Annotated in this window: 25 protein-coding genes and 1 other RNA gene; 2 read left to right on the top strand and 24 right to left on the bottom strand. The window is 44.6% G+C overall.

Annotated elements, in window-relative coordinates:
• Positions 1-7 precede the first annotated feature (7 nt).
• The 24 genes from V9W66_RS16350 to V9W66_RS16235 all read right to left on the bottom strand — a co-directional run bounded on the left by V9W66_RS16350 (position 8) and on the right by V9W66_RS16235 (position 20,363).
• Complete coding sequence (locus tag V9W66_RS16350; protein WP_144092810.1) at positions 8-895, bottom strand: polyprenyl synthetase family protein; 888 nt, start codon at positions 893-895, stop codon at positions 8-10.
• Positions 885-1,103, bottom strand: coding sequence for an exodeoxyribonuclease VII small subunit (xseB, locus tag V9W66_RS16345; protein WP_021650691.1), 219 nt, complete (start codon positions 1,101-1,103; stop codon positions 885-887). The genes V9W66_RS16350 and xseB overlap by 11 nt, the downstream gene beginning before the upstream one ends.
• Entirely contained in the window at positions 1,103-2,308 is a 1,206-nt protein-coding gene (gene xseA / locus V9W66_RS16340; RefSeq protein WP_144092808.1) for an exodeoxyribonuclease VII large subunit, read from the bottom strand. Before xseA ends, xseB begins: the two co-directional genes overlap by 1 nt.
• Positions 2,305-2,781: a transcription antitermination factor NusB gene (gene nusB / locus V9W66_RS16335; RefSeq protein WP_015524454.1), complete on the bottom strand. Its 477-nt coding sequence runs from the start codon at positions 2,779-2,781 to the stop codon at positions 2,305-2,307. Before nusB ends, xseA begins: the two co-directional genes overlap by 4 nt.
• A gap of 32 nt (positions 2,782-2,813) precedes the next feature.
• Positions 2,814-3,200, bottom strand: coding sequence for an Asp23/Gls24 family envelope stress response protein (locus tag V9W66_RS16330; RefSeq protein ID WP_144092806.1), 387 nt, complete (start codon positions 3,198-3,200; stop codon positions 2,814-2,816).
• A gap of 80 nt (positions 3,201-3,280) precedes the next feature.
• The gene (locus tag V9W66_RS16325; RefSeq protein WP_144092804.1) at positions 3,281-4,870 is read right to left on the bottom strand and encodes a peptide chain release factor 3; all 1,590 of its coding nucleotides are present in this window, start codon (positions 4,868-4,870) and stop codon (positions 3,281-3,283) included.
• An 87-nt stretch (positions 4,871-4,957) separates the two neighbouring features.
• A complete protein-coding gene (locus V9W66_RS16320) occupies positions 4,958-5,782 on the bottom strand; it encodes a SpoIIIAH-like family protein (protein WP_129974434.1) in 825 nt (274 codons plus the stop codon).
• 11 nt (positions 5,783-5,793) lie between these two features.
• Positions 5,794-6,108 (bottom strand): hypothetical protein, encoded by a 315-nt coding sequence (locus V9W66_RS16315; RefSeq protein ID WP_243121596.1) that lies wholly within the window; start codon positions 6,106-6,108, stop codon positions 5,794-5,796.
• Positions 6,074-6,646 (bottom strand): stage III sporulation protein AF, encoded by a 573-nt coding sequence (locus V9W66_RS16310; protein ID WP_158526435.1) that lies wholly within the window; start codon positions 6,644-6,646, stop codon positions 6,074-6,076. Before V9W66_RS16310 ends, V9W66_RS16315 begins: the two co-directional genes overlap by 35 nt.
• Positions 6,643-7,785 (bottom strand): stage III sporulation protein AE, encoded by a 1,143-nt coding sequence (locus V9W66_RS16305; protein WP_144092802.1) that lies wholly within the window; start codon positions 7,783-7,785, stop codon positions 6,643-6,645. The genes V9W66_RS16310 and V9W66_RS16305 overlap by 4 nt, the downstream gene beginning before the upstream one ends.
• Entirely contained in the window at positions 7,782-8,168 is a 387-nt protein-coding gene (locus V9W66_RS16300) for a SpoIIIAC/SpoIIIAD family protein (protein WP_021650699.1), read from the bottom strand. The genes V9W66_RS16305 and V9W66_RS16300 overlap by 4 nt, the downstream gene beginning before the upstream one ends.
• A 15-nt stretch (positions 8,169-8,183) precedes the next feature.
• The gene (gene spoIIIAC / locus V9W66_RS16295; RefSeq protein WP_021650700.1) at positions 8,184-8,378 is read right to left on the bottom strand and encodes a stage III sporulation protein AC; all 195 of its coding nucleotides are present in this window, start codon (positions 8,376-8,378) and stop codon (positions 8,184-8,186) included.
• A 58-nt stretch (positions 8,379-8,436) separates the two neighbouring features.
• Positions 8,437-8,955, bottom strand: coding sequence for a stage III sporulation protein AB (locus tag V9W66_RS16290; protein WP_021650701.1), 519 nt, complete (start codon positions 8,953-8,955; stop codon positions 8,437-8,439).
• Positions 8,940-9,872, bottom strand: a complete 933-nt coding sequence (gene spoIIIAA / locus V9W66_RS16285; protein ID WP_138277303.1) for a stage III sporulation protein AA — start codon at positions 9,870-9,872, stop codon at positions 8,940-8,942. The genes V9W66_RS16290 and spoIIIAA overlap by 16 nt, the downstream gene beginning before the upstream one ends.
• Before the next feature lie 17 nt (positions 9,873-9,889).
• Complete coding sequence (locus V9W66_RS16280) at positions 9,890-11,104, bottom strand: YncE family protein (protein ID WP_144092798.1); 1,215 nt, start codon at positions 11,102-11,104, stop codon at positions 9,890-9,892.
• 17 nt (positions 11,105-11,121) lie between these two features.
• Positions 11,122-11,670, bottom strand: a complete 549-nt coding sequence (locus V9W66_RS16275; RefSeq protein WP_138277301.1) for a 4'-phosphopantetheinyl transferase family protein — start codon at positions 11,668-11,670, stop codon at positions 11,122-11,124.
• A complete protein-coding gene (locus V9W66_RS16270; RefSeq protein ID WP_330575220.1) occupies positions 11,667-13,529 on the bottom strand; it encodes an ATP-dependent helicase in 1,863 nt (620 codons plus the stop codon). Before V9W66_RS16270 ends, V9W66_RS16275 begins: the two co-directional genes overlap by 4 nt.
• Positions 13,516-14,970 carry a glutamate--tRNA ligase gene (gene gltX, locus V9W66_RS16265; RefSeq protein ID WP_015524432.1) on the bottom strand — a complete coding sequence of 485 codons (1,455 nt, stop codon included), beginning with the start codon at positions 14,968-14,970 and terminating at the stop codon, positions 13,516-13,518. Before gltX ends, V9W66_RS16270 begins: the two co-directional genes overlap by 14 nt.
• 173 nt (positions 14,971-15,143) lie before the next feature.
• A complete protein-coding gene (gene acpP, locus V9W66_RS16260; RefSeq protein WP_015524431.1) occupies positions 15,144-15,377 on the bottom strand; it encodes an acyl carrier protein in 234 nt (77 codons plus the stop codon).
• A 141-nt stretch (positions 15,378-15,518) separates the two neighbouring features.
• Complete coding sequence (locus V9W66_RS16255) at positions 15,519-16,679, bottom strand: FtsW/RodA/SpoVE family cell cycle protein (RefSeq protein WP_144092796.1); 1,161 nt, start codon at positions 16,677-16,679, stop codon at positions 15,519-15,521.
• Positions 16,680-16,795: 116 nt separating this feature from the next.
• Positions 16,796-17,141, bottom strand: a transfer-messenger RNA (tmRNA) gene (gene ssrA / locus V9W66_RS16250).
• A 185-nt stretch (positions 17,142-17,326) separates the two neighbouring features.
• On the bottom strand, positions 17,327-18,148 hold the full coding sequence (locus V9W66_RS16245) for a carbohydrate ABC transporter permease (protein ID WP_144092794.1): 822 nt from the start codon (positions 18,146-18,148) through the stop codon (positions 17,327-17,329).
• A gap of 1 nt (position 18,149) precedes the next feature.
• Positions 18,150-19,019 (bottom strand): carbohydrate ABC transporter permease, encoded by an 870-nt coding sequence (locus tag V9W66_RS16240; RefSeq protein WP_144092792.1) that lies wholly within the window; start codon positions 19,017-19,019, stop codon positions 18,150-18,152.
• A 75-nt stretch (positions 19,020-19,094) separates the two neighbouring features.
• Positions 19,095-20,363 (bottom strand): ABC transporter substrate-binding protein, encoded by a 1,269-nt coding sequence (locus V9W66_RS16235; RefSeq protein WP_144092790.1) that lies wholly within the window; start codon positions 20,361-20,363, stop codon positions 19,095-19,097.
• A 210-nt stretch (positions 20,364-20,573) separates the two neighbouring features.
• On the opposite strand from V9W66_RS16235, the gene V9W66_RS16230 reads away from it, so the two are divergent.
• Both V9W66_RS16230 and V9W66_RS16225 read left to right on the top strand, forming a co-directional pair.
• On the top strand, positions 20,574-22,409 hold the full coding sequence (locus V9W66_RS16230; RefSeq protein WP_144092788.1) for a sensor histidine kinase: 1,836 nt from the start codon (positions 20,574-20,576) through the stop codon (positions 22,407-22,409).
• Between the two features lie 74 nt (positions 22,410-22,483).
• Positions 22,484-23,998, top strand: coding sequence for a response regulator (locus V9W66_RS16225; protein ID WP_144092786.1), 1,515 nt, complete (start codon positions 22,484-22,486; stop codon positions 23,996-23,998).
• Positions 23,999-24,032 lie beyond the last annotated feature (34 nt).

Below are 24,032 nucleotides of genomic sequence, written 5' to 3'. Positions count from 1 at the left end.
GTTCTTTCTATTTCCTGCGGCTGACAAGACTTTCCACAAGAAGATCCAGAAATCCGTTCTTCCTGTCAAGGTCGTCTAAAAGTTCTACCGCATGGTCAGAAAGTTCTTTAACCCTGCTGGCTGCTGCCGGGGCTCCAATAAGGCTTACATAAGTAACCTTGTTGTTTTTTTCATCACTGTGGATCGGTTTTCCCAGTTCCTCCTGGGTACTGGTCACATCAAGGATATCATCCTGGATCTGAAAAGCCAGCCCGATGTTTTCTGCAGCCTGCTCCACAACCTCAAGTTCTTTCTCAGATGCCCCTGCCAGCACAGCACCGGTCATCATGGAAGCCTCAATCAATGCGGAGGTCTTGTTTTTGTAAATATAATCCAGCATCTTGTGTTCCAGAGGTTTCCCATCATTCTCCACATCAACACTCTGTCCACCAAGCATACCGTTGATGCCGGTCTTATCTGCAATGATCCGCATGGCGGCTATCACACGGTCTTTATCCCCGGTCAGATCAAAGGCGGAAAGCATCACTTCATAAGCTCTGTTAAGGAGTGCCACACCGCTTAAAACGCCCATGGCCTCTCCGTATACTTTATGTGTGGTCAGCCTTCCCCTTCGGTAATCATCGTTATCCAGTGCAGGGAGATCATCATGGATCAACGAATGTGTATGGATCATCTCCATAGCCGCCATAAAAGGCTCACAAAGCTTATCCTTTCCTCCAAACAGCTCGTAGGTTTCCCTGATCAGGATCGGGCGGAGTCTCTTTCCGCCTGCCGTCATACTGTAATTCATGGCCTCTGCCATGGTTTTTGCAAAACCGGATTCTTCCGGAAGATATTCCCGGATCACATGTTCCGCTTCTTCTGTTCTTCTTTTCAGTTCTTCTTTAAAATTCACGAAATGTCCCATCCTCATTCATCTGAAGCATCTTTTTTTCTACAGTATCCAGTCTTCCGTTCAGATCCTTAAGGAGCTCCATTCCCTGTCTGTAAAGGCGGAAAGACTCCTCAAGAGGTGTTTCTTTATCCTCCAGTTTCCGGGCAAGCAGATCAAGCTCCCCAAAAGTATCTTCTATGGATTTCTCTTCTTTCTTTGCTTCTGCCATTATCGCTCTTCCTTCCTGATGCGATCCGCAACTGCTTCTATGACTCCATCGGTTACTGCAATGGAGATCCTGTCACCTTTTTTTATCTGACTGATCTCTGTCACCGCATGTCCGTCTGAGTCGGACACAAATGCATATCCTCCATTTAGCTTTCTTAATGGAGAAAGTCCCTCAAACCGCTGGATCCATATTGCCAGTTCATGTCTTTTCTCTGTAAGCTTTTGTTCCATGGAAGAACGCAGGCATTCCTCCAGCTCCGATGCATACTGACGTTTTTCACGTAACATGGACTCCGGGCTCAGATACTGGAATCTGTTCTCATAGGCCTTAAGTTTTGCGGCAAAAAGTTCTGTCTTACTGTTCATGGCACGCTGCAGACGGTCTCCGTACATATGAAAGCTCTCCAGAACACTGCGAAAATCATCCACTGCCAGCTCTGCTGCAGCAGATGGTGTAGGTGCCCGCAGGTCTGCTACAAAATCCGCAATGGTAAAATCCGTCTCATGTCCCACTGCCGAGATCACCGGTGTCCTGCACTCAAAAATAGCACGGGCAACGCTCTCCTCGTTAAAGGCCCAGAGATCTTCAATAGAGCCACCTCCACGGCCGACGATGATCACGTCCACCCCTGCTTCATCCAGCATCCGGATTCCCTTTACGATACTCTGCGCCGCTCCCTCTCCCTGCACAAGTGCCGGATAAAGGATCACCTGCAGATATGGATTCCTTCTGCCTGCAATATTGCGGATATCCTGTACTGCTGCACCAGTAGGTGCTGTCACCACGCCAAGGGTATGAATAAAATGAGGAATGGGCTGCTTATATTCCTGGGCAAACATCCCCATATCTTCAAGTTCCTGTTTCAGTGCCAGATACCGCTCATAGAGGGCACCAGCACCCTCCAGTGTGATCTCTTTTGCATAAAGCTGATAACGCCCGTCTCTCTCATATACGTCTACAATTCCGCCTGCAACTACCTTATCCCCGTCCTTCATGCGAAAAGCAAGACCCCTGCGGTGTCCCGCAAACATCACACAGCTTAATGTGCCTGTTTCATCCTTCAGGGAAAAATAAATATGTCCGCTGGTATGGTATTTACAGTTGGATACCTCTCCCTTTACATAGACTTTCCGGAGAAAGTAATCCTGGGTAAACATATTTTTGACATAATGGTTTACCTGACCGACAGAATAGACGTTTCTCATGCGTTCTCTTCCGGGGCTTCTGCTGCCTTCTCTTCTGTGTCAGCAGTCTCCTCCTCGTTTTTCTTCTCATCCTTCTCAGATGCGATCTTACCCAGTACTCCATTTACAAAGGAGCCGGAAGCATCTCCGCCAAATCTTTTGGCAAGTTCTACCGCTTCGTTGATAGCTACTCCTGTCGGTACGTCTGCATCATATTCCATCTCATATACTGCCAGACGAAGTGCCGCAAGATCCACACGGCTCATACGCTTTGTCTTCCATCCACGGCTTGCACTGTTCAGCTGTGCATCAATCTCTTCCAGATGTTCTTTCACATGTGCGTACTTCTTCTTCATATATTCCTGGTCCTGTTCTGAAAGTTCTCCAAGACCTTCAAAATAAAGAGAGAGCTGTTCTGTCATCTCTTCTTCTGAATTAAACTCTGTCATAAACATAAGTTTAAATACATGTTCTCTCTGTTCTCTTCTTCTCATAATTTCCTCCTAAGACGGAAAAAAGGAAAGGTTTACTTTCCTTTTTCGTTCTCCATATCCACGCTGGCAATATGAATATTTACATCTGCAACCTCAAGTCCTGTCATATTCTCAATAGCGGATTTAACCTTCTCCTGGACCTTCTTGCTTGTCTCAAGAATGTTTCTGCCATACTCGATATTCAGTGACAGATCCACGGTAACGACTCCTTCCAGAATGGTTACTCTCACGCCCTTGGACAGATTCTTCTTTCCAAGTTTACTTACCAGCTCATTGGTGATATTTCCTGCCATGGAAGCAACTCCATCCACATCTGTTGCTGCAAGTCCTGCAACGATCGCAACAACTTCATCTGCAATGTGAACTTCACCGATTCTGCCCAGATCCTGTATCTTATATGTTGTTCTTTTTTCTGCCATGGGAAACCCTCCTACGGATATAATATTTTTGTTCGTAATTTTATACTATTATATCAAAAAAAGTTATGAAATAAAAGGGCTTATTTACTGAATTCTGTCAGTACCAGATCAGGGTTTCTGTCCTCAACCATGCCAACACTCCATGCATTGACAAAGAGCAGCAACGGATTTCCCTTAAGGTCTGTGACTTTCTTCATATCAGAAGTTCCCACGATCTTGTCTACTTTTACAGCCTCCTTGTTGGCAATCCAGCGGATATGCTCATATGGAAGTGTTTCCAGGCGGATATCTACATTATACTCATTCTCCAGACGGTATTTCAGGACATCAAACTGCAGGATACCGACAACACCCACAATGATCTCTTCCATACCGGTGTTAAACTCCTGGAATATCTGGATCGCACCTTCCTGAGCGATCTGGTTGATACCTTTTACAAACTGTTTTCTCTTCATGGTATCGATCTGACGCACACGTGCGAAATGCTCCGGCGCGAAGGTCGGGATCCCCTCAAAGGCAAATTTCTTTCCAGGTGCGCAGATGGTATCTCCAATAGAAAAAATACCCGGGTCAAAGACACCGATGATATCACCTGCATAAGCCTCCTCCACAACATGACGGGATTCTGCCATCATCTGCTGCGGCTGAAGAAGTCGCATCTTCTTGTCTCCCTGCACATGATAAACCTCTTTGGTCGCATCAAACTTGCCTGAACAGATCCTCATAAATGCGATACGGTCTCTGTGAGCCTTGTTCATATTCGCCTGGATCTTAAATACAAAAGCTGAAAAATCATCACTCATAGGATCTACCGGTCCGCAGTCTGCAGTTCTCGGAAGCGGAGAAGTGGTCATCTTCAGGAAATGCTCCAGAAATGTTTCCACACCAAAGTTGGTAAGAGCAGAACCGAAAAATACCGGTGTCAGCTGTCCTTTGCTGACCTCTTCCTGAGAAAACTCCGCACTTGCGCCATCCAGAAGCTCGATTTCTTCCATCAGCTGCTCTTTCTGCTCAGGATCCATGACCTCATCTGCACGGGGATCATTAATATCAATCTCTTCTATCACACCTTCCTTGGTGCCCTTCTGTGTATCGGAGAAGGTAAGGATCTTCTTTGTATTACGATCAAACACACCCCTGAATTTCTTACCGGAACCGATTGGCCAGTTGATCGGACAGGTTGCAATACCAAGCTCTTTTTCGATCTCATCCAGAAGATCAAAAGTATCGTTGGCATCTCTGTCCATCTTATTGATAAAAGTAAAGATCGGAATGTGTCTCATAACACAGACCTTGAAAAGCTTACGGGTCTGTGCCTCAACACCCTTGGATCCATCGATGACCATAACTGCTGAATCCGCAGCCATCAATGTACGGTAGGTATCCTCGGAGAAATCCTGATGTCCAGGGGTATCCAGAATGTTTATACAATATCCGTCATAATGGAACTGAAGAACGGATGAAGTAACGGAAATACCTCTTTCCTTCTCGATCTCCATCCAGTCTGATACTGCATGGCGGGCCGTAGCCTTACCCTTTACACTTCCGGCCAGATTGATGGCCCCTCCATACAGCAGAAATTTTTCTGTTAATGTTGTTTTACCCGCATCCGGGTGAGAGATGATGGCAAATGTTCTTCTTTTTTCTATTTCTTTCGTATACTTCGACACGTGAGCCTCCTGTATATTCTCTGATATCTCTATTTTACTATAACCTTTCCTATTCTAGTATAGACAAGGCTTTGCTGTCAAGGCAATTCAGTCGTAAATTCCCTCTGTATCAATAGTCTGATCGTTCTGGATATCTGCAGCCGTCTCTGCGTCCTCAGATGTTTGATCCGCCGGATCGCTTTCCACAGATGCAGCGGTATCCTGCACCTCATCACCTGTACTTTCCGCATTATCCTCTGCACCTCCCGTATTTTTTTCAGCTTCATCTGCAGTATTTATGACATCCGATGCATTTTTACTTTGACTCAGAGGCGTGATCACAATGCTCTCTGCTGCCACACCGGTTTTCCTCTTTACAATATCCTCGATCTGTGCACGTTTTGCATCCTCCAGATCTGCATCCGGCACCACAACATCCGCAGTTTCACCCGTCAGATTTACGATCACATTTTCAAAGCCCTTCGCCTCCAGAAGAAGCTCTGCAGCCGCCTCTTTTTCTGTAAGATCTGTCATGGAAACCATTGTGTTAATAGCATTCTGTTTTTCCTCATCGCTGATGTCTTTATTACTGATGATTGCCTGCAGGTCCGCTTTGTTCTGGGAACGCACCTGCTCCCTGCTGACTTTTGCCTGTGCTGCAAAATCCGAAGCACCGGTAAGTACGGCCTCGCCCGGGGATGCGGTATCCATCACCTCCGACTGGGTTGTGCCATCTGCCCCGTTCTCATCCAGAAGGGCTGTTTCATCGGTCAGATCATAATCCACATCGTCCAGGATACTGCTGCTGTCTGTACTCGTCTCCTTATCCTTAAATCCCAGATCCACATCTGCGAAATTCAGATATCCGGCCACAGCAATGAGAATGGCCAGCGAGGTGATGATTACCTGATTTTTCTTCATGATCTTTTTCACTTCTACTCTCCTCATTTCATTTTCATTATTCTAATTTTATTAGCGTCGATCTGAAATAATGCCATAATTGCCTGCTGAATATTCTGGACTGTCACTGCGCTGCCTGCTCCCTGAGCCGCCACCAGCACACCGGTAACTTCATTTTTGCTGCCTATGGAAAAGTTTTCCGTATTTCCCTCATCCCCGGTCATAATGATCACTTCCACTTCTCCGACTCCTTCCACATTGGAAAGCAGTTCCTCAAGGCGGCTCTCCAGGCGGGTTTTCTCCGCATTCTGATCCTCTGCTGTTTTACTGTTCTTTCGGGTTACCGGAAGTCCTGCCACCAGAAGAAGGATTCCCAGAAGAAGGAAAACTCCCCACTCCTTCCATCCCATCCTCAGAAGCCAAGATCTGATATTGTCCTTTCCTGAGTCCGCAGATTCTTTCGAGCTCATTTTTCACCGCCTCCCTCTGTTTTTCTGTGACTGTTCCATAAAGTGTTATGGTCAGCTGAAGCTCTTTCTCCATATCTACTTCTGTTTTTGCCGAAAAAACCCCTTCTTTCCTGAGGATACCCTGAACCTGATCCTTCAACTCCTGTTCATATGCTCCTTTAAGAAATGTTTCCCTTATTCCTTCTGCTTCTGTCTTCATACGTACCTGTTCTTCTCTCCCATAATTATTGCTGAATCCGGACAGAAGTTCTTCACTTTTTCCCACTACGGCAAATATAGGCGTACAGATCAAAAGCACCAACAGAAGCCCCATAAACAGCCGTATATACTGCTCATAACGCTTATCAGGCAGAATATGCAGAAGTGCTGTAGTAAGTACATGAAAAAAAGCCAGGCTTTTCATCCACTGATAAAGTTCTGTTCTCATCCCAAGCCTCCTCCTGCCATCAGGATCAGAAATGTAAGCATACATAAAATTTCCGCAGTAAACAGGATTCTCATCAGAAGTGCACATCCCTCTGCCATGGTGCCAAAGGCTTCTACCAGCCGTTTGTCTGATACAGGCTGCGCCGCAGCCGCCAGAAAGCGATAGGTCAGTGACAAAAGTCCATATCGGACCAATGGTCCCGCCCCCACCGCCAGGATCACCAGTAAAAGCGCAATGCCCAGACTGTTTCTTACAAGAACAGCTGTGGTAAGGACCAGTTCCGTAACTGCATTTACCGCGCTCCCGATCCCAGGAAGAGCACCTGCAGTTTTTCCCACAGCACTCCGCTTCAGAGAATCCATTACCGGAGCTACAAGCCCACGCACCACCTGCAGTCCTGCTGCCACTCCAAGTAATGTCCGAAGCCCCCAGGAGATCACAGTCTCGATCAGCTCAGCCATTTTTCCCAGCATTTCTTCCCTGGAAAGATGATTCACAAATCTCAGAAGAATATATAAACTCACTCCGGGAAGCAGTACTCGTTCCAGGATCCATTGAAAAAGCCACACCAGAAGCAGTACTCCCTGATAAAAGGCAGCTGCACTGGATGCACCTGACGCTGCTGCCACTGCCATAAAATACACCGGTGAGAGTTCCTTCATAAACTCCGTGATCCACGCAAGCATTGAAAGCAGTGATGCACTCAAACCGGAAAAACTGTTCATCAGAAGAGTAAAAACAAGAAGATACACCACATAAAAACTGATCTCTCCCACCTGCCCGTTATCAAAGGCACCGGCAAACCCGGAAAAAACGGCAGCGAACAACAGCAGAAGCAACAACTTCACGATCAGCTCTTTTTCTCTTTCAATACCATAAAAAAGGAGACTGTGCAAAAATTCCCGCACACTCTCCTCCGAAAGCACCTCTTCCCCTGACAACAGTCTGTGAAACGCTTCTGTAACAGAAAATGTTTTTTCTCCAAGCATCTCATCTACCATGGACTGCAGGTCGGTAAGCTCCATCTGATCTGTGATCTGTTGTTCCGCCGAAGAAGCATAAACGATCACACCTCCAAAACAGCTTATAACTACAGCCAGAAACAGGGCTGCACAAATCTCTGACCAATATCTTTTCATGCAAGAAATCCCTGTATGGTATCCAGCAGTGCCAGAAGAACCGGCATACTTAAAACCATTACAGATAACCGGCAGAACAGTTCGATCTGTGCACCAGTGGAGGAATATCCTGCATCTCTGCATATACCGGATGAAAATTGTCCAATATAGGTGATCCCGATCATCTTCAGCAAAGTAGTGATATAGCTTCCATCAATCGGGAGACTCTGTTTCAGTCTCTCCAGGGACTGGAACAGATAGCTGATCTTCCCTACCGCTAATCCCAGTATCACAAGACCTATTCCCATCGTAACAAGGCTTACATACTCCGGTGCGCGGTCTTTCAGAAGAATCCCCAGAAGAACCCCTGCCGCTCCCAGAACAGAAATCTTCAGAATATCCACAGTTCTTTCCCTCCCCTACAGTACAAAAAGCTGCTGGATATTTTTAAAAAGCTCATAAATATACGGCACGATCCAGAACAGTACTAAAAGAAGTCCTGAAAAACTCACCAGAAAAGCCTGTTCCTCCCTTCCGCTATGTTTCAGGATCTGAGAAAGAACAGAGACCAGGATCCCTACTGCACCGATCTTGAATATGATACTGACCTCCAAATGATCCCTCCTTTTCTTATGAAAGCCTGTCCTTCCTACTACTGTCTGATAAACAATACTATACCAGGAGAACCGCCAGCAGCAGGCCTCCAAGAATCCCAATTCCCTGGTACAGTTTTTTCTTTCCGGAAACCTCCGCTTTCCGCTTCAAAATCTCTGCTTCCAGATTATTTTCATACAGGGAAAGCTGCCGCATCTGCATTTCCAGATCCATATAGCCCAGATATTCTCCGAAAGAAAAAAAAGCGTCCTTTTCCCCATGGGTAAGGCAGCTTTTTTTCAGGGCGCTTTCCGCACATTCCCTGCATATCTGTGAAAGTTTTTCTCCTGTTCCCGCTTTCATCCTGTCCGCGGCACTGATGAGAAACTCTCTGTATTTTCCATTCATTCTTCCTGCTGCTCCATAAAAAGCATCCGGCAGTGATGCATTCCCGCAGCGGATCTCGCCTTTCAGGCAGATCACCATCTGAAGCAGTTTTTCCAGTATGCGGATCTGCTCCGAAAGTCTCATACTTCCGGAAAATCCCATTCCGGCTCCTGCCGCCACTACCAGAATACATCCTACAATCCGGTACATAGGCATTTCCCGTTTTCATCATAGATTCCTTCCACGATTCCTGCACGTTCATGCTTTCCCAGAAAAATATATCTCTGGAAAACCCGCGCTTCCCACAATTTCCGGAAAAACGGCTGGGATAATGTTTCTTCCATGGAAGCTCCATGTGCAGTTGCGATCAGACGACATCCACAGTGAATAACTGATTCCACAGCCTTGAAATCTTCTTCTTTTCCAAGTTCATCCACAGCAACCACAACCGGCGACATTGACCGGATCAGCATCTGCATCCCTTCTGCTTTCGGACAGCCGTCCAGGATATCCGTACGCATTCCAAGGTCATTCTGAGGGATCCCCTGATAGCATCCGGCCAGCTCACTGCGCTCATCGACTACTCCTACCGTAACACCGGAAATATTTCCCCATCCATTACTCATCTGCCGGATGATATCCCGAAGAAGCGTGGTCTTCCCACATCTGGGCGGAGAAACGATCAAGGTATGCATGATCTGCTCTCTTGTCTGGATATATGGCAGCACTTCTTCTGCACATCCCTGGATCTCATGTGCCAGACGGACATTGATGCAGGAAATATATTTCATCCCACGGATATGGTTTCCGTCCAGGATCACCTTTCCGGTAACTCCTACACGGTGCCCACCCTGTACACTCAAAAACCCCTGGCGAATCTCATCTTCATAAGCATACAGGGAATAGCCGCTGACATACTCCAGTGTTTCCTTAAGATCTTCCCGCGTAACCAGATAAGGTTCTGTATCTTTTTGCCGGAGGAAACATTCTCCCCCATCATAAGTGAGGAACAGAGGTCTTCCCACGCGGAGACGTATCTCATATAATTTATCATAATCAAGGTCTGCATCCACCAGAAGCTGGCGGACATTACTGGCAAACAGGTTCTGGATCTGGTTTGCGTCCATGTTTTCACCTCTTACACTTAAATATATTGCGGACATGCCGGATTTAGTACCTGTTGTCTTTTTTGATGCTCTCTCGTTTTTTCTTTATTCCGACAGAAAAAAAGACTCTCTTCTTCGTCATAGGTCTCCATCTTCGAAAGACTCAGCTTCAGGACCCGATCCACAATATTTACGGAGGACGCACGGTATGCATAGGCACAGGATTCAAACATCACATAAAGGCTGTCACCCTCCACCACGATCTGTTCCAGTCGTTCCGGAAAACGATAAGTTCTGGCAGAATTCTCGTTTACATACAAACGCTTATCGGATTGTTCATAAAACACCAGCCTGGATGGCAGGATTCCAAAAGAATGAGAGATCAAAAGCTTATCATTATAAAAAGCAATTCCCTGAACCTGCTCCGATATGGTGGAATAATCCAACGGAACTGCCATTTCAAAATCCATGCCCAGTTTCTCGTCCATGGTATTGATCAGTTTTCCCTCTTCGTCAACTCCGTATCGTGCAATTACACTTTCGTTATATTTTTCAAAGCAGCCTACATACAGACACCCCTCATAAAAGGTCATAAAAGAATCTCTCACGATCCCATAAAGACTGACTATCTGGAAAGTATCCACCGGCAGATGGCTGTCATCATAATCGTAGGCTTCTATTGTATCCATCTTTATACTCACTGCCTGTGCGATCCCGTTGATATTGGAGGAATACCATAATAACTTATGCTCCGGGTCATAGGCAAGTCCTCCCACATGAGGCTGTCCAGGCAGTATCACTTCTTTAATAAAATTATGTTTTTCCTTATCGATCACATAAATGACCGAATTATGTTTCTGTGTGCTGCAGTAAGCGCTGATCAGCACATAATCCTCCGTAACCGCCAGTCCCTGAGGCGTCATGGATGTACACATGGCAGGAGTGGCACCTTTTTTTGTGAGCAGCGTCCTGGTATTCTTCAGCCCGGGAATGACATATGTTCCATATTCCTTCTCTTTTTCTCTCCCATCAAAGGCAAAATAAGAAAAATCCTCTTTCTGGGAAAGCATCTGTTTCTGTCCCCGCAGTGTATACACTGCAGCACCTCGGTTTGTCACCACAGCTTTTGTGGGCAGCTCAGTTTTTGCACGGTAAACAAATGCATATAAAAAATAACATATGCACAGCACAAAAACAACTGCCAGGATCTTCAGAATGAAAATCCTGAAGCTGTGTTTCATCTCTTTGTTCATTTTATCGTCTCTATTTGCTATTTCAAAATGATGTCTTCGTATTCAAATCGTAATTCCAGGCTGTCCCTGGACCAAATCGCACCACTGTATCCCGGTTCCAGCTCCAGCATTATGTAATTTCCCTTATCCATGGAAATCGTACGCAGATCCCTGGACAATCCCTCTCCGGTCCATTTGATATATGCCTCTCTCAAAACCCACTGGGCAAAAAAGGCTTTCTCCATATCATCTGCATCCAGGATTTCCCGTATCATATCTGCCGGTACCAGTCTTTCAAGGATCCGTTCGTAATTTACCTTCTTGTGGATCTGCACATCAATGCCCACCTCTTCTCCGGCAAACAGACACATCACATATTTTCCGGAATGTGTGATATTATAATGAATTCTTGGAAGCAGGGTAAAAAACGGTTTCCCATGTTCCCCCTTTGACCGAGGCTCAAAAGCAAGCTTCCGTCCAAATTCCCGCTCAAGTCCGATTTCCAGAAGCTTTTCCCCGATCATATGCTCCATGTTCTTGCTGTTATATTCATCTCTGATCTTCGTATAATAAATAATCCCATTCATAATCCGGCCTCCTCAAGAAAACGGGACGGTTCCCGTTCCCTCTCATACTGCTGTCTTACATAATACAGGCAGAGTTTCTTCTTTGCCCGTGTCATACCAACGTAGAAAAGCCTCCGTTCTTCCTCCAGATGTGCCTCCAGGACTGCCTTCCGATAAGGCATGCTGCCTTCATTTACATTCATGATATATACATTGTCATATTCCAGACCTTTGACCGCATGAAGAGTGGATATCACCACTCCTTCCCGTTTCACATCCTGTTTCTTCGCCTGTTCTTCCAGCTTTCTGGTATACTCGTCCATATAGGCCATCCATTCTTCCAATGTTTTCATTCCTCTGGCACTTTCATGGATCCGGTTCAGGGTTTCCATAAGCTCTTCCGGTTTTATTTTACGATACCTTGCATATTCCTGCAAGTATTCTTCGTATCCCATGCCATTCCGGATAAAATTAATGGCTGCATAAGGGGCCATGGTCTTTAAGATCCGAAGATGTGTCTCCATCGTTGTGATCCTGTCACACATCCAGTCCTTGTCTTTGTAAAACTCTCCCAATGCTTTAAAATCAACGTTTTTTTCTGTCAGAGCGTCTCTGGCTATGTATCGGTTTGGCCGGTTCATGATCTCCAGAAATGTACTGCGGCTCCGGTCTCCTTTTGCCATTTTCAAATAAGCGATCATATTCCGGCAGATCCAGTGTCGGAACAGGTTGGGCAGTTTTTCCTTCATAGTGAAAGGAACCCCATACTCCATCAACGCAGCGACCAGTCCTTCGGTTTCCTGATTAGTCCTGAAAAGCAGCGCTGTATCTTCAATATTATCCCCTTCTTCCATCCGGTTCCGCAGCAGGCCTGCAACTGCCATATATTCGTCTCTGGGATTTCGAAATTCTTTTATCTGCACCGGCTCTCCCGGTTCATTTGGTGTGGAAAGTTTTTTTGCATAACGGTTTTCATTGTAATTGATCACCTTCATAGCTGTATCCAGGATATTTCCACTGCACCGGTAATTGATATTCAGGATCACCGTCTCCGCATTTTTAAAATCTTCCGGGAAATTCAGCATGATCTCCGGGCGAGCGCCACGGAAATGATAGATAGACTGATCATCATCTCCCACCACAAACAGATTGTTCTCCGGTGCTGCCAGCATCTTCACGATATCATACTGAAGATGATTGATATCCTGAAACTCATCCACCAGAATATAGTGAAACTTTTTCTGCCATGCAGACAGGATATCTTTTCGTTTTTTCAGAAGTTCATAACAGCTCAACAGCATATCATCAAAGTCAAGTTTTCTTCTTTCATTCAGGACTTTTCGATATCCCTGAAAGATCTGTCGGAACACTTCATCCGGGCAGCAGGAAGAATAATAATGCTCCAGAGCGATCCTTCCACCCTTTACAACACTGATCTCCTTGGCAATATCTTCCACAAAATCCCCTTCCTGGGACTGCTCCGCAGCACAGTTTACCACCAGTTCTCTTAAGATCGCATATTTTTCTTCTTCTGACAGGATATTTCCTCCATTCAGACCATAAGCCTGTTTGAGGATCCCGTAAAACACTCCGTGAAAAGTCCCGAAAGTAACGCCGGTTCGCTGAACACCGGTAAATTTCAGAAACCGTTCTTTCATTTCCACTGCTGCTGCCCTGGAAAAAGTCACAACAAGAACAGAGGAAGCCGGTATCTTCCCTTCCTGGATCATATGTGCTGTTCTTTCTACTATGACGGAAGTTTTCCCCGAACCGGGGCCTGCCAGAACCATCATAGGTCCTGACAGGTGGGCGATCGCCCTTTTCTGAGATGGATTTCGTTTCATAACTGGATTATCGATCACACTCTTATTTATTTTCAAGCTTTTCGATTGCTGCATGTACACGTTTCAGTGTCTCTTCCTTGCCAATGATCTCCATGATCTCTGTTGCACCGGCCGGTGTCATCTGCTTGCCGGATACTGCTGTACGAAGCGGCCACATAACATAACCATTCTTATATCCGTGCTCCTTTACAAAAGCGCTTAAAGATGCATACAGCGGATCATTGGTATAATCCTCCTGTGCTTCCAGTACCGGAAGCACTTCCTTGAGAACTGCAAGAGAAGTCTCCTCTGTTGTTTTCATCTTTTTGTGGCGGTACATCGCACTGTCATACTCCGGAACTGCCTCAAAGAAATCTACAAGCTCCGGAATATCCGGGAATACTTCAATTCTGGTCTGAACCATTCCCGCGATCTTCTTAAGATCAAAGTCTTTTTTCAGAACTTCTTTCAGATACGGAAGTGCTCTCTCATAGAATGCCTCCGGATCCATCTTCTTGATATACTCACCATTCATCCATTTCAGCTTGGCAATATCAAAAACTGCCGGTGATTTGTTGATATGATGATAATCAAATGCCTCCACAAGCTCCGGAAGAGAAAAGATCTCACGGTTGTCTGCCGGGCTCCATCCAAGGAGTGCAACATAGTTGATCACCGCCTCTGTCACAAATCCCTGATCGATCAGATCTTCATAGGAAGAATGTCCACATCTCTTGGAAAGCTTCTGATGTGTCTCGTCTGTGATCAGCGGACAGTGAACATAGGTCGGGATTTCCCATCCGAATGCCTCATAAATACGATTATACTTCGGTGAAGAGGAAAGGTATTCGTTGCCTCTTACAACATGTGTGATTCCCATAAGGTGATCATCAATTACATTTGCGAAGTTGTAGGTCGGATAACCGTCAGATTTGATCAGGATCAGATCCTCCATCTCCTCATTGTTAACGGTGATATCTCCGTAAATAACATCATGGAATGTAGTGGTTCCCTCTGTTGGCATATTAAAGCGGATAACATGCGGCTCACCTGCATCCAGACGGCGCTGAACCTCTTCCTTGGAAAGATGGAGACATCTCTTGTCATAAATAGAGATTTCCTTACCCGCAACAGTACGTTTCATGCTTTCCAGCTCTTCCTTGCCGCAGAAGCAGTAATATGCATCTCCCTGCTCAATAAGCTGTTTGGCATATTTCAGATACATGCCTGTTGCCTGACGCTCGCTCTGTACATACGGGCCAAATCCGCCATCCTTGTCCGGTCCCTCATCATGGAGAAGTCCTGTTTTCTCAAGAGTACGGTAGATGATATCTACAGCTCCCTCCACATAACGTTCCTGGTCTGTATCTTCAATACGGAGGATAAAATCTCCGCCTTCATGTTTTGTGATCAAATAAGCATAAAGAGCTGTTCTTAAATTACCCACATGCATTCTTCCTGTAGGGCTCGGTGCAAATCTTGTTCTGATCTTTGTCATTTCTTTTCTCCTCGTTTTTGTTGTTTCTCTTTATAGGTGCTATTATATACCCAAATCCTTCAAAATGTCCATAGGTTTTCCGACGGAACCCCCTGCCATACCGCTCCCATATCTTCATATATACAGAAAAATCCCCTGAGACACTGTCGTCCCAGAGGATCATTAATTCCTGTTTATGCTTCTACGCCTTTGTTCTTAAGATAATCAATCACATCTCCAACTGTGTTCAGATCTGTAAGCTCCTCTGCCGGGATCTCAACATTGTACTCATCCTCAAGAGCCATAACCAGTTCAAACAGGTCAAGAGAATCTGCACCAAGATCATCCTTGAAAGATGTCTCCGGTGTGATTGTAGATGCCTCACAATTTAACTGCTCTGCAAGCATTTCTTTCATTTTTTCTAACATGTCTTATTCTCTCCTTTAATCATTACAGATCGAATCTGTTTCCTCTTTTTGAGCAAAGTATATAGTCTGCCAAAACAGTTGTCAAGAGGATTTTCCCAAAAAATGGCTCCGGAACAAAAATATTTTGATTTTAAAACTATTTTACTCTTGAAATTTTATCTGACGGGCCACACTGAGAGCTATTGCCATCTCCAGCATCAGGAACACAATGGACGTTCCTCCGTAACTGATAAAGGGCAAGGTAACACCTGTATTGGGCATCAGATTCAGTACAACAGCAATGTTCAGGATCACCTGCAGCGCAATATGTATAAAAATCCCGGTAACGATCAGTGAGCCAAACAGATCCGGTGCATTCTGCGCAATAAAAAACAACCTGTACAAAAGATATCCGAACAGGGCCAGTACAAAAATCCCTCCGAAAATTCCAAGCTCCTCACAGATAATGGAAAAGATCATATCATTTTGTGCTTCCGGAACACTTCCAAGCTTCTGGATACTATTTCCAAGCCCGCGGCCAAAAAGCCCTCCGGAGCCAATGGCGTACAATGCCTGCAGCGTCTGATAACCGCCTTCATCGGAATATTTCTCAGGCTGAAGCCATACAAGTACTCGCATAACACGGAAGCTGTCACTGTCCCTGGTCGTCGCAACCAGAAAAAGTACTCCGATCACAATAAGGATCACTCCTGCCGCTGCCACAGCAATAAACGGACGCATATCCGGATGTGCCACAAACACCATTCCAACTGTTATTCCCAGAATGATCATGGCTGTACTCAGATTATCTGTAAGTATATAAGCTGCAAGCGCAAGTCCTGCTCCCGGAAGTCCCAGGATCATACAGCTCTTTAAAGTCTTTACCTTTCGTCCCATTTTTCCGATCATGTAAGCCATCATGATAATAACTGCGATCTTTGCCAGCTCGGCAGGCTGGAAGTTGATCGGTCCGATATACAGCCATCTGGTAGCACCATGAGAGGAATGTCCCAGCGGAGTCCGCACAAGTCCCATAAGGATCAGCGAAGCCACATACAACGCAGTTGTAAAAGGAAGAAGGATATGATAATCCAGTATTTTTGAAATAAATAACGCTCCGATCAGACATGCTGCACTGATCAGTGCCTGTTTCTTAAAATAAAACATATCGTTGCCATAATTCACTTCTGCCATATATGAACTGGTGCTGTAAAGCATGACCAGTCCAAAGCACACCAGCAGTACAATAACAGCTACCAGATTATAATCATAATAATCAGCTTTCTTATTCTGCTTTTTTCTGTTAAGCAGAGTTTTTTTCATTCTATCACCATCGCTTTCTGTATCTGCGAAGAATTTCCTGATATCCACGAGTAATAAAGAAAGTAAAAAAAATTCCCGGAAAGCCGCATAAATGCTGTCTTTCCGGGACGTTCCATAAATGGACCTGAGGGGAATCGAACCCCTGTCCGAAAGCCTATCCCTTAAGGCATCTCCCATCACAGTCGCTGATTTAACATTCCCTCGGCAATACGCCCACCGACAGGCTTACTGCTTCAGTAGCTTCATGATACATCTACCGGGGCAAAGCTTACCCGGCAAGGTTTCTCACATGGTCGACGCCAGATTCCCGATGTGTGAGTGCAACGGGGCTGACGAGCAGCTTAGGCTGCTAACGCTAACTTTTCGTCTGCGTTTATATTTAGTTCCCGGTTGGTACGCAGTCCAGGAGTCTGCGGATGGCTTCCCTAACTTCAAAGCCCCCGTCGAAACCAGTACAAGCCCTTAAAAGACTTCTGTGACCGGATCATTCCCGGTCATCTCTGGTGGACAGACGAACTTCTTAGTCAGTTTTTTGACTGGGTTTAATTATACCAGAATGATTTTTCGTGTCAAGGATATTTCAAAAAAAGTCCAGACTGTACAGTTTTTTCTTACCTGTGCAGTCTGGAATATAATTTCCTAACAGATCAGCCTTTTACTGCGCCGGCTGTCATACCTGCGATCACCCATTTCTGTGCAAAAATGTATACCAGGATCACCGGCAGGGAAACCAGTACAACATCGGCACATACAAGATTCCAGCTTCTGCTGAACTGTCCGTAAAAATTGTATACAGAAAGAGGCAATGTCCATTTGGATGAAGAATTCAAAAGGTACATCGGAATCTGAAGTTCATTCCATACCCACATAAAATTCAGAACACCTGTTGTTGCAAGGACCGGCTTCAAAAGTGGCAGGATCACTGTGCAGAAAAGCCTTCCACCCGCTGCGCCATCCATAACCGCCGCCTCATCCAACTCTTTCGGGATTCCTTTGATAAATCCGCTGAACATCATCGTTGTAAATGGCATATACAGAGAAGAATACACAAAACAGAGACCAATTCTTGATCCGTAAATTCCCATTTTCTGCATCAGCTGAATCGTAGGAAGTGCTGCAAAGGGTGCAATAATTCCAAGCGTAATGATCTTATATCCGATCCTGCATCCTTTTGTATCTCTTCTAACAATAATAAAGCTTAAAAATGCAGAAAGAGAAACGATCAGCGCCACAGATATAAATGTAATGAACACACTGTTCCCGAGTGAGCGCATAAAATCTTTTTCCAGAACTGCTATATAGTTTTCCGGATGCCACTCACTAGGCAGACTGATATTCATATAAGCAGCTTCTCCTTTATTCTTAAAGGAAGTGAGAAGCACCATCAGCATCGGATAAATCGTTACGATACTCACAAGCCAGAGTATGATCTCCAGCAGCAGATTGATTCTAGTTTTTTTCTTATTCATACTATAACACCGTCTCCCATCTTGATGAAAACTTCTGATAAACAACTGAAACGATCACCAAAAGTACTGTAAATACAAGGTTGACAGCTACAGACTGCGCATAACGTCCCGCTGACATTTCATTCATCATCAAAGTACCAAAGCTCTCCGTTGCATTTCCGGGGCCGCCGCCTGTCATAACATAGATCAGGTCGAACATTTTGAGGCCATAGATCAGGCTGAACAGGATGTTTACATTTACGGTAGGCATGATCAGCGGCAATGTGATATGGCGGAAAAGCTGCCATTCAGATGCCCCGTCAAGCTTACCTGCTTCCAGGTAATCCGAAGATACTGACTGAAGGCCTGCCAATGTGATGATGATCGCATAACCTACATTTCTCCATACCTCAGCTACACAAATAGCAAAAACAGCAGTTCCTCTCTGTCCTAACCACTGTATATTTGCAATTCCCATAAGATTCAGGATATTGTTGATGGTACCATGACGAGTCTGGAATACAGCGCTGAAGATAAGTCCTACAACAAGGCAGGAAAAAATGGACGGAATAAAATAAACCGTTCTCAGAGCAGTACGGGTTTTGATCTCGCGGTTGAGGATATAAGCAAAGACAAAGCCCAGAAGTGTTACGGTAACAGTTTTTACCCCTGCATAGATCAGCGTATTTACAAAAGCCACCGGAACTTTTGTACTGCTGAGAATAGACATGATATTGTCAAATCCTACAAATTTCAGATTCGTTGTTCTGGCCGCACTCCAGTTTGTAAATGCATAATAATATCCAACTGTGGATGGTACAATAAAAAAGATAAAAAATACCACAGCCGGGATCAGTGCCAGGTACAGTGGATATATTTTTTTTCGATTCATAATTTCCTCCTTAAACAGCTTCAGGTTTGAAGTTTTACCCCCAAACCTGAAACCATCTTTAAAACGGATGTTTATTTACTGGGCAAAAGATTCAAGTGTTGCTACTCTGTCGTCATCGATCAGCTTCACACATTCTTCTACACTGATGTCTCCATTCATAAGCTGAAGCAGTGCTTTACCACCTTCCTGCTGGTTGAAGCCTACGATCTTAGGCTGAGCGGAAGATGCACGGATCAGCTTATCCACGCTGTCTTTATTTCCGTCATACTGAGAAGAATTCACATTGGTTGTCTCCTGTTTGAAAACTGCTGCTGTAGAAACACCATCAAATGCCTGATTATAATTCTCAGGATCTGCCATAAAGTTTACGAAATCGCTGGCAGCCTCTACATTATCACCATTTTTATTTACAAGCATCAGGTTTACGTTACCACCCTCATAAGTTCCTTCATCACAGGTTCCCATAAATACCGGCATGATTCCAAAATCATCGCCTACATAATCGTAGGATTCACTGTCATAATCTGTATCAAACCAGGTATCCCAGCAAAAGAGCATTGCTGCTTCACCGGTTCCGAGAACCTCACTTGTATAATCCCATGTATCAGATGCAAAGTTCTTTCCAAAGTATCCTTTATCTGCCGCTTCTTTAAACCAGGTACACATATCTGCGAATTCCGGGATATCTGCATAGGACATTTCTCCTGCATTCAGCTTCTCGATATATTCCGGATGCTCCTCAAGTACCGGATCCAGTGCGAACTGGTAGAGGATCGGCCATGCATCTGCTGCCGCAAGGTAGATTGGCTGCACACCATTCTCAAGAAGAGTATCACAAGCTGCATTGAATTCTTCCTGTGTCATCGGCTGCTTGATTCCCAGCTCCTCAAAGATCTTTGTGTTATAGAAGCAGCCTGAATTGGATGCTTCCCAGAACGGAAGTCCGATCACTTTATCATTGTAAGTTGCCTGAGGAAGAACAGAGTCCTGAATATCGGACACCCAGTCAGCATCAGACCAGTCTACAAAATTCTCTTCCGGATTGAAGTTTTTCAGATTGCTGTTTCCGAAATGAATATAAAGATCCGGGATATCACCTGTTGTAAATTTTGTCAGCGCGATAGTCTCGGCATTGTCTGTATCAAGACCCTGCTGGTCGATCTTATTTCCGGATGACTCTTCCCACAGAGAAATGATCTTCTGCATATACGGTTTTGCAAGGTCATCTGCATTTCCGTAAAGTGTCAGTGTCACTCCATCTGCTGCGCTGACCGTTGCCACGCTTCCGAATACAGATACTGTCATGCACGCTGCCATAAGTGCTGCAAACATTTTTTTCTTCATTGTACAAATCCTCCCTTTGTATAACTTTTTCTTTCGTTCTTAATATGTTTACATTATACAAAAACATTTCTGTTGAATCCATGGACATTTGTTTAATTCAACATGTACTTTTTTCCGTTTTTTATGTCGATTCATCTATTTGCACAATTCACTTGTTTCTTTTATTCGTTTCATATAAAATAGATACAACACTTCCCCGGAGGTCCGACTATGAAATTTCATGAATTTCCTTTTCAGAAAAAGCTCTTTATTTCCTGTATCATACTGAACTCTCTGCTGCTTGCCGGATTTTCATTGTTTTTCTATTATTATTCAGCAAACTCTCTGCGCGAAAATATGCGCAGTACCTTAAGCGGCAGCGCAGCCATGATACAGACTAATCTGGACACATTCCTGAATGATGCCGATAACACACTGAAAGAATTACAGTTAAATACCACGCTTCTTGATACTGCCAGAAATATTCCAGAGGGAGAAAACAATTACCTGCCAACCCATATCACAGCAAGATTCGCTTTTCAAGACCGGTTTCGTACTGCTTTGATATCTTCAAATCTGGATATCTCTCTTAACTATGTAAGCAAATATTACGATCACCTGGGAATTTTTTCTCCAAACGGTACCCGCTACACAGCAAAATCCACTCTGAAAAACAATCCCAATCTTACCAGGGTTATGGATAACATTAACTATTTTTTCTATATCCCACCCCATAAGGATTACTGGGGATACAATCGTACCGTAATTTCGGTTGTACGTTCCATGCGTGATATTTATCATCAATATGGACTTCTCGTTGCCGATTTTGATATGGATACCCTGACCAGTCAGCTCCTTTCTGACTTTGACACTCCGGAAGATTATGATATCACCATTCTGGACAGCAATCATAACCTTGTCTATACAAGCGGAGCTTCAATGGATCGCAGGACTTTTCTGGACAGCTGGCGCACTGCTACTCAGGCTTCTCCTGACAGCGGGAGTTTTTCCAATGGAAATCTATCTGTTTCCAGCTATCATCTTTCTCAGCAGACCGGATGGACTGTGATCCTCAGCGAAAACTCATCCATATTTGCCGCATCCATAAAACGGCTTCTTGTGATCAGTACCTTGCTTTTTGTAATTATGTTTGCAGTTATGTCCGCTTTCCTTATGTGTCTGACCCAAAATCTTACACAGCCGCTCCGTCAGCTAACGGATAAGCTGATCAGGCTCAAACCAGGTGAAAATATTCCTGCTCTCCCCGGAAGCGTCGACAATGAGATCATCTTTCTCACCAATGCGATCCAGGGATATCTTTCTGAAATTTATGACCAGAACCAGCGTCTTACAGAAGAACGGCGCCGTACATTGATCGCCCATTATGATGCTATGGAAGCGCAGCTGAACCCGCATTTTCTTTATAATACCCTGTCTGTTATAGGAATGACCGGGTTAGCCTCCGGAAACACGGATGTCTCCGATATGTGCACAGAACTGTCTCAGCTTCTCCGCTACTCCCTTTCCTATACAGGGCAGTCTGTTCTTCTGTCCCAGGAGATCGAAAATGCGAGACATTATCTCTATATTATGAAGATCCGCTACGAAGATGATCTGGAGTATGAATGGCAGCTGGATGATTCCCTAAATGCCATCACTGTCCCGAAACTGATCCTCCAGCCTCTGATCGAGAATTGCTTTCAGCATGGTTTCCATCAGGCTGGCACGGAAATCCTTCCCCCGTGGAAAATACAGATCCGTTCTCACCGCGACAAAAACAGATGGTATCTTTCCATTGCCAACAACGGGGCGCCTTTCCAGGAAGAAAAGCTTTCCAATTTACGCAGCAAGATTGCAGGCTTTACTTTTACCGGGAATCAGGATATGGATCACGAATCCATTTTCCGGCATCAGGGCTATGGTCTGGAAAATACCATTCTCCGCCTTCATATCTACTATCACGGCGAAGAATATTTCCATGTTTCCGAAAATGAAAATAAGCAGACCACCGTAACTATTGGTGGCCCGTTAAAACCCGAAAGATCCTTCAGCCGGAATTCTCACTGATACAAACCGAATAACTGCCCCGTAGCTTCGGTTAAAACATATGTAAATTTTTTCTGATCTGTAAAGGAGGATTTATGATACGCGTACTTATTGTTGAAGATGAACCAGCCCTTGCCAGAGGACTTTCTCTTCTCATCACAAAAAATTATACGGACTTTGAAGTTCTTGGCATCTGTAAAAATGGTAGAGACGGCCTTCAGAATATCCTGGAACAGAAGCCTGAACTGGTATTTACGGATATTACCATGCCTATAATGAATGGTCTTGATATGATCGAAGAAGTACAGAAAGCTCATTTTCACACCCGTTTTGTGATTCTTACCGGATATGCTGATTTCGAATATGCCAGAAAGGCGATCCATCTCGGTGTTTCCGATTATCTTCTCAAACCTATTGTGCCCAAAACATTGGAGGACATCCTGCATTCCTGTCTGGAACAGCAAAATGCAAAGATACATCTGCTTCAGAAAGAATATCTGCAATGTGCCCTGCGCAGTGATAATCCTGCGGAATCTGCCCCTGATTTTATGGAGAATACATCCTGTTCTTTTATTTTTGTTTTTCAGGGTCCACTGCGTCCCAGTATATACAGCGAGACCATTCCTGATTCGGATTTTGCACCGATTTCTTCTGAATATATGACCACGCTAGAAAATGAATTTCAGGTTTCCCTCATTCTTCTTCACGGAAGACATTTTAATGAACAGGTATATGCCGTCACTTACCCAGCTTCCAGGCATCCGGATATAAAAAGACTTGCCGGCAGGATCCATAGCAGCCTTGATCTATCCGCCCAGCATCCGGAATCATGGATCAACACAGTACTGTCACTGCAATCACCGGATTCCGGATCTGTTTCTGACATTATTAAAGACACTTATCTTTTTGCATTGTTCAAAAACAGATTCGGATCCAGTTCTTTGCAGACATGCAGTATTTTATCTAACCAAAAGATGATCGTTTCTCCGGATGTCCAGCAGCTTTGTGCAGGGATCACCTCTCTTTCTGACCAGGAAAGCCTGTACCATATGATCCATTCTCTGATCATCATGCAGGATCAGAGCGAACTTTCCCAGTTCCAGCTAACTGCCAACCTGAGATATTACTTCTCTTCAGTGATCCAGAACTGTCACAAAGATATCATTTATCCGGATATAGCTGAGATCATTTCTGCCTGTCATTCCTATGAAGAGTTAGAACGGGAACTTCAGTACGAAACTTCCAAAATCTGTGGTTTCCACACTCCTGCTTTCGGAGAAGAGCTTCCCTCTCTGGCACGTCAGGTACGCAATTATCTGGACAGAAATTTTACGCAGCAGATCATCACGAAATCTTTTCAGGATATTTTTGGCTATAATGAGAAATATATTTCCACACTTTTCAAATCAGAATTCGGTATCTCTCCCAGTAAATATATCAGTGAACTTCGCCTGAAAATGGCTAAGACATTATTGCAGAACAACCCTGATATTCTTACCAAGGATGTAGCAGAAATGGTAGGCTTTTCTGATGCCTTTTACTTCAGCCGGGTGTTTAAAGCTCATGAGGGGATGTCTCCCAGCCAGTATCTGAAGCAGCTTAAAAAATGAGCTTTCTATTTTATGGCACAAAAAAACCCGCTTA

Source organism: Blautia massiliensis (ex Durand et al. 2017), from assembly GCF_051861785.1.
Taxonomy (GTDB): Bacteria; Bacillota; Clostridia; order Lachnospirales; family Lachnospiraceae; genus Blautia_A; species Blautia_A luti_A.
This window is presented reverse-complemented; position numbering and strand designations above follow the sequence as displayed.